Source organism: Mameliella sp. LZ-28, assembly GCF_012274245.1.
Taxonomy (GTDB): domain Bacteria; phylum Pseudomonadota; class Alphaproteobacteria; order Rhodobacterales; family Rhodobacteraceae; genus Antarctobacter; species Antarctobacter albus.
In genome coordinates this window covers 409,970-426,372 of record NZ_JAANYX010000022.1, presented here as the reverse complement: position 1 = coordinate 426,372, position 16,403 = coordinate 409,970, and the positions used below count along the sequence as shown (strand labels likewise).

Below are 16,403 nucleotides of genomic sequence, written 5' to 3'. Positions count from 1 at the left end.
AACCGTCGCGGCGGTGCGGGTTAGCTGCCCGCATCCCCCAGCTTTGGCGCCGGATGGTCCAGGACCAGCTCCGCGTCCGAGAACCGGAAGGGCGCGCGCACGCCCGGTACGCCCTCGGGCGCGATCTGCAATCCCCGTGCCACGACCTGCGGATCGGCAAAGACCTCTGCCATGTCGTTGATCGGACCGGCAGGCACGCCCTGCGCCTCGCAGGCGGCCAGCAGGTCGTCCCGCGTGCGCTGGCGCGTGGCCGCCATCAGGCGGTCGATCATCGCCTCGCGGTTGGCGACCCGGTCGGCATTGCTGGCAAATTCCGGTGCCTCGGCCATATCGTCCAGTCCCAGCAGGCGGCAGAGCCGTTGGTACTGCGCGTCGTTGCCGGTGGCGATGATGATATGGCCATCAGCGCAGTCAAAGACCTGGTAGGGCGTCAGGTTGGGGTGATAGTTGCCCGTGCGGCCCGGCGGCGTACCCGTGCTGAGATAGTTCAGCGCCTGGTTCGCCATCGCCGCAACCGCACAATCCAGCAGCGCCATGTCGACGTGCTGGCCCTTGCCGGTGCGTTCACGCTGATGCAGGGCGGCAAGGATGCCGGACACCGAGTAGAGCCCGGTGAACAGGTCGGTGATCGCAACGCCCGCGCGCTGTGGCTGGCCGTCCGGATCGCCGGTGATCGACATGAAACCGGACATGCCCTGGATGATGTAGTCATAGCCCGCGCGATGCGCGTAAGGCCCGTCCTGCCCGAACCCGGTAATCGAGCAGTAGATCAGGCGCGGGTTGACGGCGCTCAGGCTGGCATAATCCATCCCGTATTTCGCCAGCCCGCCGACCTTGAAATTCTCGATCAGGATATCGGCGCCGGCGACCAGGTCGCGCATGCGCGCCTGGCCCTCGGCGCTGGTCAGGTCGACCACCTCGGACCGCTTGCCCCGGTTGCAGGAATGGAAATAGGCCGCCGAGGTATCGCCGTCACGCTCGATGAAGGGCGGACCCCAGTTGCGCGTGTCGTCGCCCTGGGGCGCCTCGATCTTGATGACCTCTGCGCCCAGATCGGCCAGCGTCTGGCCGGCCCAGGGGCCGGCCAGGATGCGTGCCAGTTCGATGACCCTTACGCCTTCGAGGGGGCCGCGTGGTGCCGATGTCATTCGCCCAGCTTGTCGTCCAGGATCTCGGCGAACTCGTCGTAGCTCATGTTCGTGTACTTCTTGCCGTCGATCACGAAGCTGGGCGTCGAGTTGATGCCATGCTCAGAGGCGTTCTTCTGGTACCAGGCCACCAGGGTCGAGATCTGGGCGGTATCGTTCAGACAGGCCTCGATCTGGTCGCCTTCCATGCCGGCCAGGCGCCCGATCTTGCGCAGCTCGTCGACCACCGCGGCCTCCGAGCCCTTGCGCGCCCAGTCCTGCTGGCCCTTGTAGATCAGGTCGGTGATGCCAAAGAACTTTTCCTCGCCGCCGCAGCGGGCGATCAGCGAAGCCCAGACGCCGACCTTGTCGAAATAGACTTCGCGGTAGATGAATTTCACCTTGCCGGTGTCGATATAGTTCTCTTCCAGCTTGGGGATCAGGTTGGCATGGGCCGAGGCGCAGTGCGGGCAGGTGTAGGAGGCGTATTCGATCACCTCGATCGGCGCATCCGCATCGCCCTTGACCATCTCGACGACGGTCGAGGTGTCCACGTCCGGCGACTGCGCTTGGGCGGCACCGGGCAGGCGCACGTCGGCAGCCCCGGTCTGTCCGGTCCCCTGGGTCATGTACCACGCACCACCGGCGATCATTGCCAGCGCCACGGCGCCCGCGGGAAGAATGGATTTCATGTCGTAAGCCTCTTTCCTGTCGGTCCTGGGGCCAGGTCAGTCCCGGCCCGTCCTCGATATGACGTTTGCCGCCAGACGTTCAAGCGCCGCGCGCAAATCCGCGTCGCCCACCTGTTCGGCCTCTGCGCGGGCCCGGGCCTGCACCTCGGGTGAGGGCATCGCGCCCGCGCTGTCCTTCTTGCGGTATTGGAAATCGACCTGCCCTTCGGCAAAGCCGGTGGCCGCGGTCTGCGTCACCCGCACCCGCGAAATCGCGTTGTATCCATAGACCGCGTTGATCCGCGCGCGGATTTCTTCCTTGCGCATCTCGACCATCGGGGCGCGTGCTCCGGTGGTCAGCAAGGTCAGCGTGCCGCCGAAGCCGCCCTTGGAATAGCTGACTTCCACCGGGCGGGCGATTCCGGCCAGATCGGCGCCGGCAATCTCCTCCCAGTGGGTCAGCACGCGGGTCTGGGCGAATCCCCGCCCTTCCGCCGCCTGGCGGATGCGCCCCTGCAAAAGCTTGGAGGCGCTTGAAAACCCGTATGTGGTGGTCTTGCGTCCGGCCACGTTTGACTCCCTTTACCGCGCGCTATTCTAGTGGCACGGCAGGGCGGCGCCAGCCCCCTTCCCACACGGAGTTTCACCCTTGCGTGATGAGCCCATGCCCCGACCCGACCCACAGGCGCTGCTTGACTGGTACGACCGGCACGCGCGCGCCCTGCCCTGGCGCGTCGGCCCCGCCGCCCGCCTGCGCGGCGAGCGTCCCGACCCCTACCGGGTCTGGCTGTCCGAGATCATGCTGCAACAGACGACCGTGGCCGCAGTACGGGATTATTTCCACGCCTTCACCACGCGCTGGCCGACGGTGCAGGCGCTGGCGGCGGCGCAGGATGCGGATGTCATGGCCGCCTGGGCCGGGCTGGGCTATTACGCCCGGGCCCGCAACCTGCTGAAATGCGCCAGGGTGGTGACGGATGTGCACGACGGCATCTTTCCCGCCGATCATGCCACGCTGCTGACCCTGCCCGGTGTCGGCCCCTATACCGCCGCCGCCATCGCGGCGATCGCCTTTGACGATCCGCAGACCGTGGTCGACGGCAACGTGGAACGTGTCATGGCACGGCTCTTCGACGAACACACGCCCCTGCCCGCCGCCAAACCAATCCTGACCGATCACGCTGCCCGGCTCACCCCGCGGGACCGCCCGGGATGCTACGCTCAGGGGGTCATGGACCTTGGCGCCACGATCTGCACCCCCAAACGACCGGCCTGCGGGCTGTGCCCCTGGCGCAAGTCCTGCGCCGCCTGGGCGGAGGGGACCGCCGCCGAACTGCCCAAGAAGGCGCCCAAGAAACGCAAGCCCACCCGCCTGGGCATCGCCTACCTGGCGCGCCGGATCGACGGCGCCTGGCTGCTGGAACGCCGCCCGGACAAGGGCTTGCTGGGCGGGATGCTGGGCTGGCCCGGCTCGGACTGGGGCGAAGAGGCCCCGCAGGACAATCCGCCGATCCGCGCCGAATGGAAGACCCTGAACGCCGAGGCGCGCCACACCTTCACCCATTTCCACCTGCGCCTGACGGTAAAGACCGCCCTGGTGCCGCTGGATCGCCGACCGCTTCGCGGAGAATTCATCGAATTGCCCGATTTTAGCCCTGCCGATCTGCCAACGGTGATGCGCAAGGCCTTTGACCTTGCGCAAGGACAGTGATCGCCCGCGCATGGCAAATCGGGCATAATCGGTGAGAGAAACCGGAGCAGTGACATGATCCCCGCCGCCCAGGTCGCGAAATTCTCCGCAGCGCTGCCCTTTTGCCTGTCCTTCATCCTGATCCCGCTGGTCTGGACCGGCGCCGTACTGGGCGGCTGGTGGATCGCGCTGACGCCGCTTTGTGCGTGGTATCTCTTTTCCGCAATCGACATCGCCGTGGGCCTGAACACGGAAAACGCCGACCTGGACACCACCGAGGACCAGCTGTTCTGGTATCGGCTGCTGACCCAGGTCTGGGTGCCGCTGCAGGCGCTGACGCTTTTCGGCCTCGTGGCCTTTGTCAGCAGGGCCACTCATCTGAACGGGCTGGAGAAATTCGGCGTGATGTTCGGCACCGGCGTGATGACGGGTACGGTGGGCATCGTCTATGCACATGAACTGCTGCATCAGCGCAACCGCCTGGAACGCTGGCTGGGGGATATCCTGCTGGCGATGGTGCTCTACTCGCATTTCCGCTCGGAACACCTGCTGGTGCACCACCGCTACGTCGGCACGCCGCGCGACCCGGTGACGGCGCGCTACAACGAGGGGTTTCACCGCTTCTATCCGCGCGTCCTGCGGCAAAGCCTGCTGTCCTCCTTCCGGGCCGAGACAGCCATGCTGGCGCGCAGGAAATTGCCCTGGCATCACCGCTCCAACCCCTTCTGGCGCTACTGGGCACTTCAGGGCGCGATGCTGGCGCTGGCGCTGGGTCTGGGCGGCTGGACCGGGCTGGTCCTCTTCCTGGTGCAGGCGGGCGTGGCCATCTGGCAGCTGGAAGTCGTCAATTACGTCGAACACTACGGCCTGACCCGCAAACACCTGGGCGAGGGCAGATACGAACATGTCCTGCCGCGCCACTCCTGGAACGCGGAACACCGGGCGACGAACTGGCTGATGATCAACCTGCAGCGCCACTCCGATCATCACTACAAGCCCGACCGGCGCTTTCCCCTGCTGCAGACCTACCCCGAACACGAGGCGCCGCAACTGCCCTACGGCTACCCGGTCATGGCCATCGCCGCGATGATCCCGCCGCTCTGGCGCCGGATCATGAACCCGCGGGTGCGGGCCTGGCGGAAACGCTATTACCCGGAGATTACCGACTGGAAGCCCTACAACCGGGCGAGGACGCCGCTGCCCCGTTGACCCTCGCCCCCCGCACCCCCATGTCCCTGAGCTTGTTTGCTGGTGACTCCTGAAGCCTTTTGCCCTTCACCGTCCTGCGACGCCTCCGGGATACCGGCGCCAGTCGAGGGGTGGCGGGCGGGCGATGGGCCCGAAGGGGCCGAGTCCCGTCCGGCCCCCACCTAATCGGCAGATGAGGGAGGGTTCCCAAGGTCGCACCCCATTCGTCCGGGGTGACATCTTGCTGCGTCGCGGCTATGAGGCGGCCAAAATCGACGTTTCCACGGAAAGAGGATTCCCATGACCACGCAGGTTTTCGGCCACAAGTCCCCCGACACCGACAGCACCGGCAGCCCGATCATCTGGGCCTGGTATCTCAACGAAGTCAAAGGCGAGGCCGCCAAGCCGGTCCTGCTGGGCGAGCCCAACACAGAGGCCGCCTTCATGCTGAGCCACTGGAACCTCGACAAGCCCGAGATCATCTCGGACGTCGCCGCCGACGCGCCGGTCGTCATCGTGGACACCAACAACCCCGCGGAACTGCCTGCCTCGATCAACTCGGCCGACATTCGCGCCATCATCGACCACCACAAGCTGGTCGGCGGCCTGGAAACCAAGGGGCCGATCGACATCACCGTGCGCCCGCTGGCCTGCACCGCCACCATCATGGTCGACCTGATGGGCGACGATGCCGCCAAGATGCCCAAAGAGATCAAGGGCGCGGCGCTGACCTGCATCCTCTCGGACACGATGGAATTCCGCTCGCCCACCACCACCGACCATGACCGCGCCGTGGCCGAGAAGCTGGCCGCCGACCTGGGCATCGATGTCTCGGATTATGCGGCACAGATGTTCGCCGCCAAGTCCGACGTCTCGGCCTTTTCCGATGCCGAGCTGATCCGCATGGACAGCAAGGAATACGAGGTCGACGGCGTGAAATTCCGCGTCTCGGTGCTGGAAACCACCGCGCCCGAGATCCCGCTGGACCGCAAGGCCAGCCTGATGGAGACCATGAAGACCGTCTGCGCCGAGGACGGCGTCGATGACGTCCTGCTCTTCGTCGTGGACATCCTCAAGGAAGAGGCCACCCTGCTGGTCCCCAACGACCGCGTGAAAGGCGTGGCCGAAAAGAGCTTTGGCGCCAGCGTCGCGGGTGACAGCGTTGTCCTGCCCGGCATCATGAGCCGCAAGAAACAGATCATCCCGAACCTCAAGGTCTGAGGATCGGCGCCCGTTGCGGGCGATCCGGATCTGAATATTGGACGGGGGCCTGCGCCCCCGTTCTTCTTTTTCGGATGGGGGCTCTGCCCCCATACCCCCGGAGGTATTTTTCAGCCCAAAGAAACGGCGGGGTTCAAAAAGGGCATTGGCGCGCCGAGCGTGACCCCCTCTGGCGAGATTTGGCAGCCCAGCGCCAACACCTCGATACCCGCCTCCCGCGCGCCGGCAAAGGCCGCCGCATAGTCCGGGTCGATATCCGCCGCCAGGGTGACCCGGGTGCAATCCGTGCGCTGGACGAGATAAAGCATCACCGCGCGGTGCCCCTGCCCCACCATCGCCGCCAGTTCACCAAGGTGTTTCGTACCGCGCGCCGTGACGCTGTCGGGAAACTCGGCAAGGCCGGGCGTGCGCGAGAGCGTCACGGATTTCACCTCGACATAGCAATCGGGGCGGCCCGCGCCGCTCAGCAGAAAGTCGATACGGCTATTCTCGCCGTATTTCACCTCTGGCCGGACAAGCTCGTATGCATCCAGGCCTTCGACCTCGCCCGCCATCAGGGCGGTCTTCAGCACACGGTTGGGCACGCCGGTATCGACGCCTGTGAAATGGCCTCCGGCGTGTTCGACCAGGCGCCAGGCCCATTTCAGTTTCTTTTTCGGATCGTCATTGGGTTCCAGCCAGATGCGCTGGCCCTCGTCCTTCAGTCCCAGCATGCTGCCGGGGTTGGCGACATGGGCCGTTACCTCTCGCCCGTCCTCCAACAGGCAGTCGGCGAGAAAGCGTTTGTAGCGGCGGATCAGGGTCGCGGGGACCAGGGGGGTTTGAAAGCGCATGGCTGCCGCCTATACCCTCTGGAACACACCGCGCCAAGGAGCTTGCCCATGCCCAATCCCACCGCCGCCATGCTGGTCATCGGGGACGAGATCCTGTCGGGGCGCACCCGCGATGCCAACATGCATCACCTGGCACAGGAATTCGCCAAGCACGGCATCGACCTGAAAGAGGTCCGCATCGTGTCTGACGACCGCGACGCGATCGTGGCGGCGCTGAACGCGCTGCGGCAGGGGTATGACCATGTCGTGACCTCGGGCGGGATCGGCCCGACCCACGACGACATCACCGCACCCTGCGTGGCCGAGGCATTCGGCGCGGCGATCAGCGTCCGCGACGATGCACGTGCGATCCTGCAGGAACATTACGACCGGCAAGGATCGGAGCTGAACGAAGCGCGGTTGCGCATGGCGCGCATTCCCGATGGCGCCACCCTGATCGAAAACCCGGTTTCGGCGGCGCCGGGGTTCACGCTGGGCAACGTGCATGTCATGGCGGGCGTGCCGGCGGTGTTCCAGGCGATGGTGTCCAGCGTGCTGCCCAAGATGACCGGCGGACAGCCCCTGTTGTCCCAGACCCTGCGGATCGAACGTGGCGAAGGCGACATCGCCGGGCCACTGAGCGCCCTGGCGGAACGGTTCACGGACCTCTCCATCGGGTCCTACCCCTACCAGCGCAACGGCGTCTACGGCGCCAACGTGGTGATCCGGGGCCCCGATGGCGGGCGGATCGACGCCGCCATGTCCGAGCTGAGCGCGCTGTTCCCCGAGGCGGTCGCCCACTAGGTGCCGCACGAAAGGCGCGCACGCCGCATGGACAGCCCAACCGGCAGCGGCCATAACGGGATAAACCTCAATTTCGGGCCGCCGCAATGACCGACGACCTTTCCGATTACTTCGAGGCACTTGATGCCACCTGGCCCGCGGCATCGCGGGTCGAGGCCGGGCCGTGGCTGTTGCGCGAAGGGCGTGGCGGCGGCAAGCGCGTATCCGCCGCAACCGCGCATGGATCATGGGATGGCGACGACCTCTCAGCGGCAGAGGACGCCATGCGCCTCATGGGACAGGCCCCGCTGTTCATGGTCCGCCCCGAAGACGCCGCACTGGACACAGCCCTGGCGGCGCGAGGCTATGAAAGGATCGACCCGGTGCAGCTGTGGTCGGCACCGATCGAGCTTTTGACCGACCTCAGGTTGCCGCGCGTCACCGCCTTTGCGATCTGGGAGCCGCTGGCCATCATGCGCGAGATCTGGGAGGCGGGCGGCATCGGCGCCGAACGCCAGCGGGTGATGGACCGCGCGCCCCTGCCCAAGACCGGGTTGTTCGGCCGCGTGTCGGACAAGCCCGCGGGCGCCGGGTTTTGCGCGATCCATGACCGCACCGCGATGGTCCACGCCTTGGAAATCGCGCCCGAGCACCGGCAGAAGGGGCTGGGCGGCTGGATGATGCGCTGTGCCGCGCTTTGGGCGGCACGGAACGGGGCGACCCGCATCGCCGTGGCCGCGACCGAGGAAAACACCGGCGCCAATGCGCTTTATGCAGCCTTGAAGATGGAGGTCGTGGGGCACTACCATTACCGCATCCTGAACGGCGACTGCGAGGAAATGTGACCGACGCCCTGCCCACCGCGCTCAACCTGCCTATGGTCGATCCCCTACCGGAGGCCACGCAGAAATATTTCGATGTCTGCCAGGACAAGCTGGGCCTCGTGCCCAATGTCCTCAAGGCCTATGCCTTCGACATCGACAAGCTCAACGTCTTTACCGCCATGTACAACGACCTGATGCTGGCGGACAGCGGGCTGACCAAGCTGGAACGCGAGATGATCGCGGTTGTCGTCTCCTCGGTGAACAAGTGCTTTTACTGCCTGACCGCGCATGGCGCCGCCGTGCGAGAGCTGTCGGGCGATCCTAAGCTGGGCGAGATGCTGGTGATGAACTGGCGGGTGGCGGACCTGAACCACCGCCAGCGCGCCATGCTGGGGTTTGCCGAGAAGATGACCAAGGCCAGCGCCGAGATCGCCGAATGGGATCGCGAGGCCCTGCGCGATGCCGGTTTCTCGGAACGCGACATCTGGGACATCGCCAACGTGGCGGGGTTCTTCAACATGACCAACCGGGTTGCCAGCGCCACCGACATGCGTCCGAATGACGAGTACCACGCGCAGGCGCGCTAAGGCGCTGGCACTGGGCCTGGTGCTGGTGGCGGGCAGTGCGGCGGCGGTCGAACTGACCTTGCCGCGCGGTGCGCAACAGAGTTTCGGCACCGTCCAGTCGCCTGGGGCCTATTCAATGCCGACCGGTCCGTGGAAAAACGGCTACCTGCCCGTGGAACGGGTCGAAGGCCGGATCGAGGTCGCCGCCTGGCATCTGCCCGACAGTGACGAGACGCCCTTTCAACTGGCACAGCCGCTGCGTGACAGTCTGGTCGAGGAAGGCTTTGAAATCCTGCTGGATTGCCGGGCGCGGGCCTGTGGCGGCTTCGACTTCCGTTTTGCCACGCTGGTTCTGCCTGCGCCGGAAATGTTCGTGGACCTGAGCGACTATCATTTCATTTCCGCGATTTCGGACAAGGAAGGCGCGGTCTCGATCCTGACAAGCCGCGATGCGCGCGCCGGGTACATCCAGATCATCCGCGCCGGCGGCAGCGTCGGAGAAATCCGGCCCAGCGCACCGGTGGACCCGGTGCCAGTCGTGCCCGCGCGGCCGCGCGAGGACATCATACAATCGCTGGAGAGCAGCGGCCACGTGATCCTGCGGGACCTGCTGTTCCGCTCGGGGTCCACCGCGCTGGGAGAGGGGCGCATCGCCTCGCTGGATGCCATCGCCGCCTATCTGGCGGCGAACCCGTCTCGGCAGATCCTGTTCGTCGGGCACACGGATGCGACGGGGTCGCTGGAGGCGAACAGGCGGGTGTCGTTGCGCAGGGCCGAGGCGGCGATGAGCTACCTGCGCGACCGGCACGGCACGCGGGCGGCGCAGATCGGTGCGGAGGGGGTTGGATACCTGGCCCCGGTCGCGTCGAACCTCACGCCCGAGGGGCGCGAGGCAAACCGCCGGGTCGAGGCGGTCCTGATCTCGACGGAGTGACGCGCGGGCCTACCAGGCCTGCGGTCCCTTTTCGGCAAAGGCATGTACCAGGAAGTCGATGAAGGCGCGGACCTTGGGCTGGGTAAACCGACCCGGAGGATAAACCGCGTAGATGCCCTGCGTTTCCACCGGCAGATCAGGGATCGCGTCCTCGACCAGACCGGCCTCCATCGCTTCGTGATAGAGGTAGGAGGGCAGGTAGGCGATGCCCAGGCCCGCGATGCAGGCGTTCAGCAGAGACTGGCCATCGTTGACCGTCAGCCATCCGGCCGTGCGCACCTGGCGCTTTTCGCCCGAGGGCGCGGTCAGCTTCCAGACATTGCCAGAGGACTGGTTGGAATAGTGCAACAGTTTGTGTTCGTTCAGGTCGTCGATCCGCTGCGGGCGGCCGAACTTCTGGAAATAGGACGGCGAGGCGATCATGCGCTTTGTGGTATCGGTCAACTTGCGCGCACGCAGCGTCGAATCCTCCAGCTCGCCGATCCGGACCGCCATGTCGAAGCCTTCCGAGATCAGCTCGACGTAGCGGTTGTTCAGCACCATGTTGACGGTGATGTCGGGAAACTCGGCCAGGAATTCGCCCAGCACTGGACTAAGGTGATTGACCCCGAAATCCGTCGCCACGGAAATGCGCAGCAACCCAGAGGGCGCGGATTGCATGGAGGTGACCAGCGCATCCGCTTCTCCGGCATCGTTCAACACCCGGCGCGCGCGGTCGTAGTAGGCCAGGCCGATCTCGGTGGGCGAGACCCGGCGCGTCGTGCGGTTCAAAAGGCGCGCGCCAAGCCGCGCCTCCAGGCTGGACACATGTTTTGACACGGCAGACTTGGAGATGCCCATCTTCTTGGCCGCATCGGTGAAACCGCCCTGGTCCACGACAGTGGCAAAGGCCTCCATTTCGGTCAGACGGTCCATTCAGGTCTCCATTCCAAGGTCTTTCGTTCTGCAAGCAATGCTTTTGAACTGGGGCGCAACTTGGGCAAGGAGGGGACAATTGAGGGGTATTGCGTTGCGCTGTCTGCGACGGGGAAACACAAAAAGCCTGACCGGAATCGCGCAAAAGTGTAGCCTGAGCCCCTGAAGGCAACTTCGACAGAACTGATTTTCAGGGAGGATCCACCCCATGTTTCGTTCAATGCTCTGCGCCGCCGCCCTGGCGGTGGCACCCTTGGCCCTCATGGCCGACGGTGTGCCCGCGCCAGAGGGCGCCAAGGTCTATTTCATCAACATCGCCGACGGCGACACGGTGCAAAGCCCCGTCACGGTCCGGTTCGGCCTATCCGGCATGGGCGTGGCCCCCGCCGGGATCGACAAGGACAACACCGGCCACCATCACATCCTGATCGACCGCGCCCCCTTTGGCGAAGGGGCCGAGGATGGCGAATTTGCCAACTACGGCATCCCCGGCGACGACAACCACCGCCACTTCGGCGGCGGCCAGACCGAGGTCATGCTGGGGCTGGACCCGGGCACGCATACGCTGCAGCTGGTGCTGGGGGACATGAACCATATCCCGCACGACCCGCCGGTCGTCTCGGACCAGATCACCATCACGGTGGAGTAACCGTTTTCCGCAAGGACGAAGGGCGCGCCGCGACTGCGACGCGCCCTTTTTCAGGGTCCGGTCAAAAGATCCGCATCAGGCCGCCTTGCGGCTATGATGACCCTCTTCGACTTCTTCCACGATCTTGGCGACGAAGGCGTCGAGGTCCCCCGGATTGCGGCTGGTGACGATGCCGCTGTCCGCGATCACCGGTTCATCCATGACCCGCGCACCCGCGTTCTTCAGGTCGGTCCGGATCGAGGGGTAGGCCGTCATTTCACGGCCTGCCACGATATCGGCCTCGATCAGCACCCAAGGCGCGTGACAGATCGCGGCGATCACTTTGCCCTGCTTGGCAAAGGCCCGCACCAGCGCCGTCACAGGCGCCTCGACGCGCAGCAGATCCGGGTTGATCTGCCCGCCGGGGATCACCAGCGCATCGTATTGCGTGGCGTCGGCATCGGCGATGCGCAGGTCGGCGCCCGTCGGGCGCCCCCAGTCGCTGCCTTGCCATCCTGTCGCGGCCTCGCCGTCGAGCGTGGCGACATGGACCGTCGCGCCCTTGGCACGCAGCTGGTCGCGGGGAACTTCGAGCTCTGACTGTTCAAAGCCGTGCGTGGTGACGATGAGGATCTTTGCGTTGCCGATATCGGCCATGACAAACCTCCTTGCTTGCGTTTCGGTTACAGGAGGAACGCCTGCAACCGGCGCATGTTCCAAGAAGGCCCTTGCCGTCAGAGTGCGGCAGCCAGCCGCGTGCCCTGGTCGATGGCGCGCTTGGCATCCAGTTCGGCGGCCACGTCTGCGCCACCGATCACATGGGTCTCGATGCCCTTCGCCTCCAGCGCATCGGCCAGCGTCCGTTCGCTGACCTGCCCGGCACAAAGAACGATGGTATCGCAGGCGATCACCTCGGGCCGTTCGCGCGCCTCGCCATAGCTGACATGCAGGCCCGCGTCGTCGATGCGCTCATAGTTCACCCCGCTGCGCATCTCGACGCCCTTCATCTTCAGCGCGGCCCGGTGAATCCAGCCGGTTGTCTTGCCAAGACGCTTGCCCGGGCGTTCCGCCTTGCGCTGCAACAGCACGACCGCGCGTTCGGCGGGATCGGGCTGCGGCCCTTCGGGAGCCAGGCCCGACCGCGCCTCGGCCGGGTCCGTCACGCCCCATTCGCGCATCCAGTCGGGCAGGCTTTCTGTCGGGCTGTCCCCGGTCACGAGGAATTCAGCCACGTCGAAACCGATCCCGCCCGCGCCGATGATCGCCACCCGCTTGCCGACCTCTGCACCATCGCGCAGCACGTCGACATAACCCCTGACCGAGGGATGGTCCTGCCCCGGTATCTGCGGATCGCGCGGCAGGACGCCGGTGGCCACGATCACGGCGTCAAAACCTGCCAGGGTGTCGACTGTTGCCTCTGTGCCAAGGCGCACTTCGACGCCCGTGGCCGAGGTCATGGCAGAGAACCAGTCGACCAGGCCGTCGAACTCCTCCTTGCCGGGGATCTTGCGGGCCATGTTCAGCTGTCCGCCCAGGGTATCCGCCTTGTCGAACAGAACCACCTTGTGCCCGCGCTCCGCCGCCGTGATCGCAGCAGACAGGCCGGCAGGACCGGCCCCCACGACCGCGACATGACGGGGTGCCTCGGCCGGTTCAACCACCAGCTCCGTCTCGAACGCCGCCTTCGGGTTCACGAGGCAGGTCGAGACCTTGCCGGCGAAGGTATGGTCAAGGCAGGCCTGGTTGCAGGCGATACAGGGCGCGATGAGGTGGGATTGCCCCGCTGCCGCCTTGGCCACGAAATCAGGATCGGCGAGGAAGGGCCGCGCGAGGCTGACCATGTCGGCACAGCCCTCGGCCAGCACCTGTTCCGCCACCTCTGGCGTGTTGATCCGGTTCGAGGTGATCAGCGGCACGCCGACCTTGCCCATGAGCTTCTGCGTCACCCAGGCAAAGGCGCGGCGCGGCACGCTGGTGGCGATGGTGGGCACCCGCGCCTCGTGCCAGCCGATGCCTGTGTTGATGATATTGGCGCCCGCCGCCTCGACCGCCTGCGCCAGTTGCACGACCTCGTCATGGGTCGAGCCATTGGGGATCAGGTCGATCATCGAAAGACGGAAGATAAGTATGAAATCCTCGCCCACCGCCGCGCGCACCCGGCGCACCACCTCGATGGGCAGGCGCATCCGGTTCTCATAGCTGCCGCCCCAGCCATCGGTGCGCTTGTTGGTATGTGTGACAAGGAACTGGTTGAGGAAATACCCCTCGGACCCCATGATCTCGACCCCGTCATAGCCTGCCTCGCGGGCGCGGGCAGCAGAGGTCGCGATATCCGCGATCTGTTTCTCGATGCCCACCTCGTCCAGCTCATGCGGCGGGAAGGGAGAGATCGGCGATTTCACCGGCGAAGGCGCGACGCAGTCGGGGCCGTAGGCATAGCGCCCCGCGTGCAGGATCTGCATGGCAATCTTGCCGTCCGCCGCGTGCACACGGTCGGTGATCATGCGGTGGTTGGCGATGTCCTCGGGCGTGAACAGGCCCGCCGCGCCCGGAAAGACCCCACCCTCGCGGTTGGGCGCCATCCCCCCCGTCACCATCAGGCCGACCCCGCCGCGCGCCCGCGTGGCATAGAATTCCGCGACCCGGTTCCAGTCGCCCCGTTCTTCGAGGTTGGTGTGCATCGACCCCATCAGCACGCGGTTCTTCAGCGTGGTGAAACCAAGATCGAGCGGGCGCAGCAGGTGCGGATAATCTGTCATCATGTCCTCCCGGGGTCCTCGCGGCCACCTCACATGATGCACCTGACGCTGTCACGATCAACGTCACGTCATGGCCGCCGCGCGAAGACCGCTTTACCCCATGCCGCCGCTGCGCTAGCGCAAAGAGGCGCAGCACTGGAAGACCCGATGAGCGATTTCGCCACCCTCAGCCTCGACGGCAGCGGCCTGTCCCGCCTCCCGCGCGTGCGGGTCGCGAAACGGGCCGAGGACTACCTCGAACGCTTCGACGCGACGACGCTGTGGCTGGAGGCTGTCTGGCACGATGGCGCGGTTGTCCTGATCTGCCCGCGGCTCAACAACCTGGACCGCACGGTGGCGCGGGCCCGGTTCACCCTGGACGGCACAGAGGTGCGCCCGCGCTTCAAACGCTATTACCGCCATACCCTGATCCGCCTGCCCGCCAGCGCCCAGCCGGAGCGTGTCGCGGTCGAGATCGGCGACTGGCGCGGCGAAACGCCCGTCAATGGCCCCGACAGCACGCTGGACGGGCGCAACGTGCTGATGACCCTGTCCAAGGACAACCACCCGGACTGGATCGAGGATTGGGCGCGCTTCCACATCGCGCATCACGGCGCAGACGCTGTGCTTTTCGTGGACAATGGATCGAAAACCTGGGGCATCGACCAGATCCGTCCGGCGCTGGAACGGGCGGGCTTTGCCAAGATCATCATCCTGTCGACGTCCCTGCGTTACGGGCCGCGCGGGTTGCCGCCTTTCATCAACGCGGAACTGTTCCTGCAGACCGGCGTCCTGAATGCGCTGCAATTCCGGTTCCTGCAGGGCGCGCGCGCGGTCCTGAATTGCGACGTGGACGAACTGGTGATGACGCCGGGCCGGACGGTCTTCGATGCCGCTGTGCAAAGCCGCGCGGGGTTTGTCCACTTTCCGGGGCGCTGGGTGCATCCCGCGCCGGAGGCAGAGGGTTGGTCGTGGCACGCCCGGCACAGCCACCGGGACGAGCCGGTCAAGACATGCCCGCCAAAATGGTGCGTGGTGCCCGGCGGCCCCCTGCGTGGCTATCAATGGCGCGCGCATGAACTGGAACGGCTGCCCTTTGCACGGCGCTTCCAGCTTGACAACGCCTGGTTCTACCACTGCCGGAACATCACCAACGGCTGGAAATCGCTGAAACGCACGCAGGTGCGCGGCGACACCGTGCCGGACCCGGGATTGCAGGAGGCGCTGGCCGCAGCGGGCCTGCCTCAGCGTTCCGCTTGAAAACCCCTGCCGCCGGGGGCAGGCTGACCGCGAACCAGTTTGGAGGGCGCATGACACCCGTCACCGCCAAAGGCGACAAGACCGCGCAACTGCCGCAGCTTCAGGATGCGCGAAACCCCGGCATGTTGCTGGACATGGATTGGGTCCGCGCCGCCCGCGCCAACCGTTCGGCCATCGAACGGCGCGCGGCCACCCTGCCGGGCCGCCGCTCGGTCAAGAAGGAGTATCAGGCCGCCTGGCTGGCCCGCGCGGCCTCCTGCATCGACCTGACGACGCTGGCGGGGGACGACACGCCGGGCCGTGTCGCCCGGCTTTGCGCCAAGGCCCGCCATCCGGTGCGCGCCGATCTGCTGGAGGCGCTGGGGCTGGAGGGGCTGACCGTGGGCGCGGTCTGTGTCTACCACGACATGATCGGCCCGGCGCTGGCGGCCCTGCAGGGCTCCGGCATCCCGGTGGCCGCCGTGTCGACCGGCTTTCCGGCGGGGCTGTCGCCCTTTTGCCTGCGCGTGGCCGAGATCGAGGAAAGCGTGCAGGCCGGGGCGCAGGAGATCGACATCGTCATCTCGCGCCGCAAGGTCCTGACCGGCGACTGGCAGGGGCTCTATGACGAGATGCGCACCTTCCGCGCCGCCTGTGGCGAGGCGCATGTCAAGGCGATCCTTGCGACCGGCGAACTGGGCACGCTGCAGAATGTCGCCCGCGCCAGCCTCGTCTGCATGATGGCGGGGGCCGATTTCATCAAGACATCGACCGGCAAGGAAAGCGTCAACGCCACCCTGCCCGTCAGCCTAGTGATGATGCGGGCGATCCGCGCCTATCACGAGGCCACGGGCTATCGTGTCGGCTACAAGCCCGCGGGCGGGATTTCCAAGGCCAAGGATGCGGTGACCTATCTGGCATTGGTCAAGGAGGAACTGGGCGACCGCTGGCTGCGTCCCGACCTCTTCCGCTTTGGCGCCTCGTCGCTCCTGGGCGACATCGAACGGCAGCTGGAACACCATGTCACCGGGGCCTATTCGGCTTCGTGGCGGCACGCGGCGGGGTGA

17 protein-coding genes are annotated in these 16,403 nt (G+C 66.1%); 10 read left to right on the top strand and 7 right to left on the bottom strand.

The features are described 5' to 3' along the window. Positions 1-20 precede the first annotated feature (20 nt). Genes G9Q80_RS14500 through G9Q80_RS14490 form a run of 3 tightly spaced genes read right to left on the bottom strand, consistent with a single transcriptional unit; the run spans position 21 to position 2,368 of the window. The gene (locus G9Q80_RS14500) at positions 21-1,148 is read right to left on the bottom strand and encodes a CaiB/BaiF CoA transferase family protein (RefSeq protein ID WP_088714448.1); all 1,128 of its coding nucleotides are present in this window, start codon (positions 1,146-1,148) and stop codon (positions 21-23) included. Beyond that, positions 1,145-1,819: a DsbA family protein gene (locus G9Q80_RS14495; RefSeq protein WP_043142386.1), complete on the bottom strand. Its 675-nt coding sequence runs from the start codon at positions 1,817-1,819 to the stop codon at positions 1,145-1,147. Before G9Q80_RS14495 ends, G9Q80_RS14500 begins: the two co-directional genes overlap by 4 nt. A 36-nt stretch (positions 1,820-1,855) precedes the next feature. Further along, positions 1,856-2,368, bottom strand: a complete 513-nt coding sequence (locus G9Q80_RS14490; protein WP_043142389.1) for a DUF721 domain-containing protein — start codon at positions 2,366-2,368, stop codon at positions 1,856-1,858. A 94-nt stretch (positions 2,369-2,462) separates the two neighbouring features. Between G9Q80_RS14490 and mutY the strand changes: the two genes are divergently transcribed. The 3 genes from mutY (at position 2,463) to G9Q80_RS14475 (ending at position 5,897) form a co-directional block, all read left to right on the top strand. Then, positions 2,463-3,509 (top strand): A/G-specific adenine glycosylase, encoded by a 1,047-nt coding sequence (gene mutY, locus G9Q80_RS14485; protein ID WP_088714447.1) that lies wholly within the window; start codon positions 2,463-2,465, stop codon positions 3,507-3,509. A 54-nt stretch (positions 3,510-3,563) separates the two neighbouring features. Further along, on the top strand, positions 3,564-4,697 hold the full coding sequence (locus G9Q80_RS14480) for an alkane 1-monooxygenase (protein WP_088714446.1): 1,134 nt from the start codon (positions 3,564-3,566) through the stop codon (positions 4,695-4,697). A gap of 279 nt (positions 4,698-4,976) precedes the next feature. After that, positions 4,977-5,897 carry a manganese-dependent inorganic pyrophosphatase gene (locus G9Q80_RS14475; protein WP_088714445.1) on the top strand — a complete coding sequence of 307 codons (921 nt, stop codon included), beginning with the start codon at positions 4,977-4,979 and terminating at the stop codon, positions 5,895-5,897. A gap of 110 nt (positions 5,898-6,007) precedes the next feature. Here G9Q80_RS14475 and sfsA read toward each other — a convergent pair whose 3' ends face one another. Further along, entirely contained in the window at positions 6,008-6,730 is a 723-nt protein-coding gene (gene sfsA / locus G9Q80_RS14470) for a DNA/RNA nuclease SfsA (RefSeq protein ID WP_088714444.1), read from the bottom strand. Between the two features lie 48 nt (positions 6,731-6,778). Here sfsA and G9Q80_RS14465 point away from each other — a divergent pair, with 48 nt between their 5' ends. The 4 genes from G9Q80_RS14465 (at position 6,779) to G9Q80_RS14450 (ending at position 9,816) form a co-directional block, all read left to right on the top strand. Continuing rightward, complete coding sequence (locus G9Q80_RS14465; RefSeq protein WP_088714443.1) at positions 6,779-7,513, top strand: competence/damage-inducible protein A; 735 nt, start codon at positions 6,779-6,781, stop codon at positions 7,511-7,513. Positions 7,514-7,599: 86 nt separating this feature from the next. Continuing rightward, complete coding sequence (locus G9Q80_RS14460; RefSeq protein ID WP_088669281.1) at positions 7,600-8,337, top strand: GNAT family N-acetyltransferase; 738 nt, start codon at positions 7,600-7,602, stop codon at positions 8,335-8,337. After that, positions 8,334-8,903 carry a peroxidase-related enzyme gene (locus G9Q80_RS14455; protein WP_069207949.1) on the top strand — a complete coding sequence of 190 codons (570 nt, stop codon included), beginning with the start codon at positions 8,334-8,336 and terminating at the stop codon, positions 8,901-8,903. Before G9Q80_RS14460 ends, G9Q80_RS14455 begins: the two co-directional genes overlap by 4 nt. Next, on the top strand, positions 8,875-9,816 hold the full coding sequence (locus G9Q80_RS14450) for an OmpA family protein (protein ID WP_088714442.1): 942 nt from the start codon (positions 8,875-8,877) through the stop codon (positions 9,814-9,816). Before G9Q80_RS14455 ends, G9Q80_RS14450 begins: the two co-directional genes overlap by 29 nt. Positions 9,817-9,825: 9 nt before the next feature. Here the strand turns inward: G9Q80_RS14450 and G9Q80_RS14445 are convergent, their stop codons facing one another. Next, positions 9,826-10,731, bottom strand: a complete 906-nt coding sequence (locus G9Q80_RS14445) for a LysR family transcriptional regulator (protein ID WP_043142413.1) — start codon at positions 10,729-10,731, stop codon at positions 9,826-9,828. A 208-nt stretch (positions 10,732-10,939) separates the two neighbouring features. On the opposite strand from G9Q80_RS14445, the gene G9Q80_RS14440 reads away from it, so the two are divergent. Further along, positions 10,940-11,380, top strand: coding sequence for a DUF4399 domain-containing protein (locus G9Q80_RS14440; RefSeq protein ID WP_088714441.1), 441 nt, complete (start codon positions 10,940-10,942; stop codon positions 11,378-11,380). 75 nt (positions 11,381-11,455) lie between these two features. Here G9Q80_RS14440 and G9Q80_RS14435 read toward each other — a convergent pair whose 3' ends face one another. Continuing rightward, positions 11,456-12,016 carry a type 1 glutamine amidotransferase domain-containing protein gene (locus G9Q80_RS14435; protein WP_088714440.1) on the bottom strand — a complete coding sequence of 187 codons (561 nt, stop codon included), beginning with the start codon at positions 12,014-12,016 and terminating at the stop codon, positions 11,456-11,458. 77 nt (positions 12,017-12,093) lie between these two features. Then, positions 12,094-14,118, bottom strand: a complete 2,025-nt coding sequence (locus tag G9Q80_RS14430; RefSeq protein WP_088714541.1) for an NADPH-dependent 2,4-dienoyl-CoA reductase — start codon at positions 14,116-14,118, stop codon at positions 12,094-12,096. Between the two features lie 147 nt (positions 14,119-14,265). On the opposite strand from G9Q80_RS14430, the gene G9Q80_RS14425 reads away from it, so the two are divergent. Together G9Q80_RS14425 and deoC are read left to right on the top strand one after the other, a co-directional pair. Then, complete coding sequence (locus G9Q80_RS14425; RefSeq protein ID WP_088714439.1) at positions 14,266-15,357, top strand: hypothetical protein; 1,092 nt, start codon at positions 14,266-14,268, stop codon at positions 15,355-15,357. Between the two features lie 50 nt (positions 15,358-15,407). Continuing rightward, a complete protein-coding gene (gene deoC / locus G9Q80_RS14420) occupies positions 15,408-16,403 on the top strand; it encodes a deoxyribose-phosphate aldolase (protein WP_088714438.1) in 996 nt (331 codons plus the stop codon).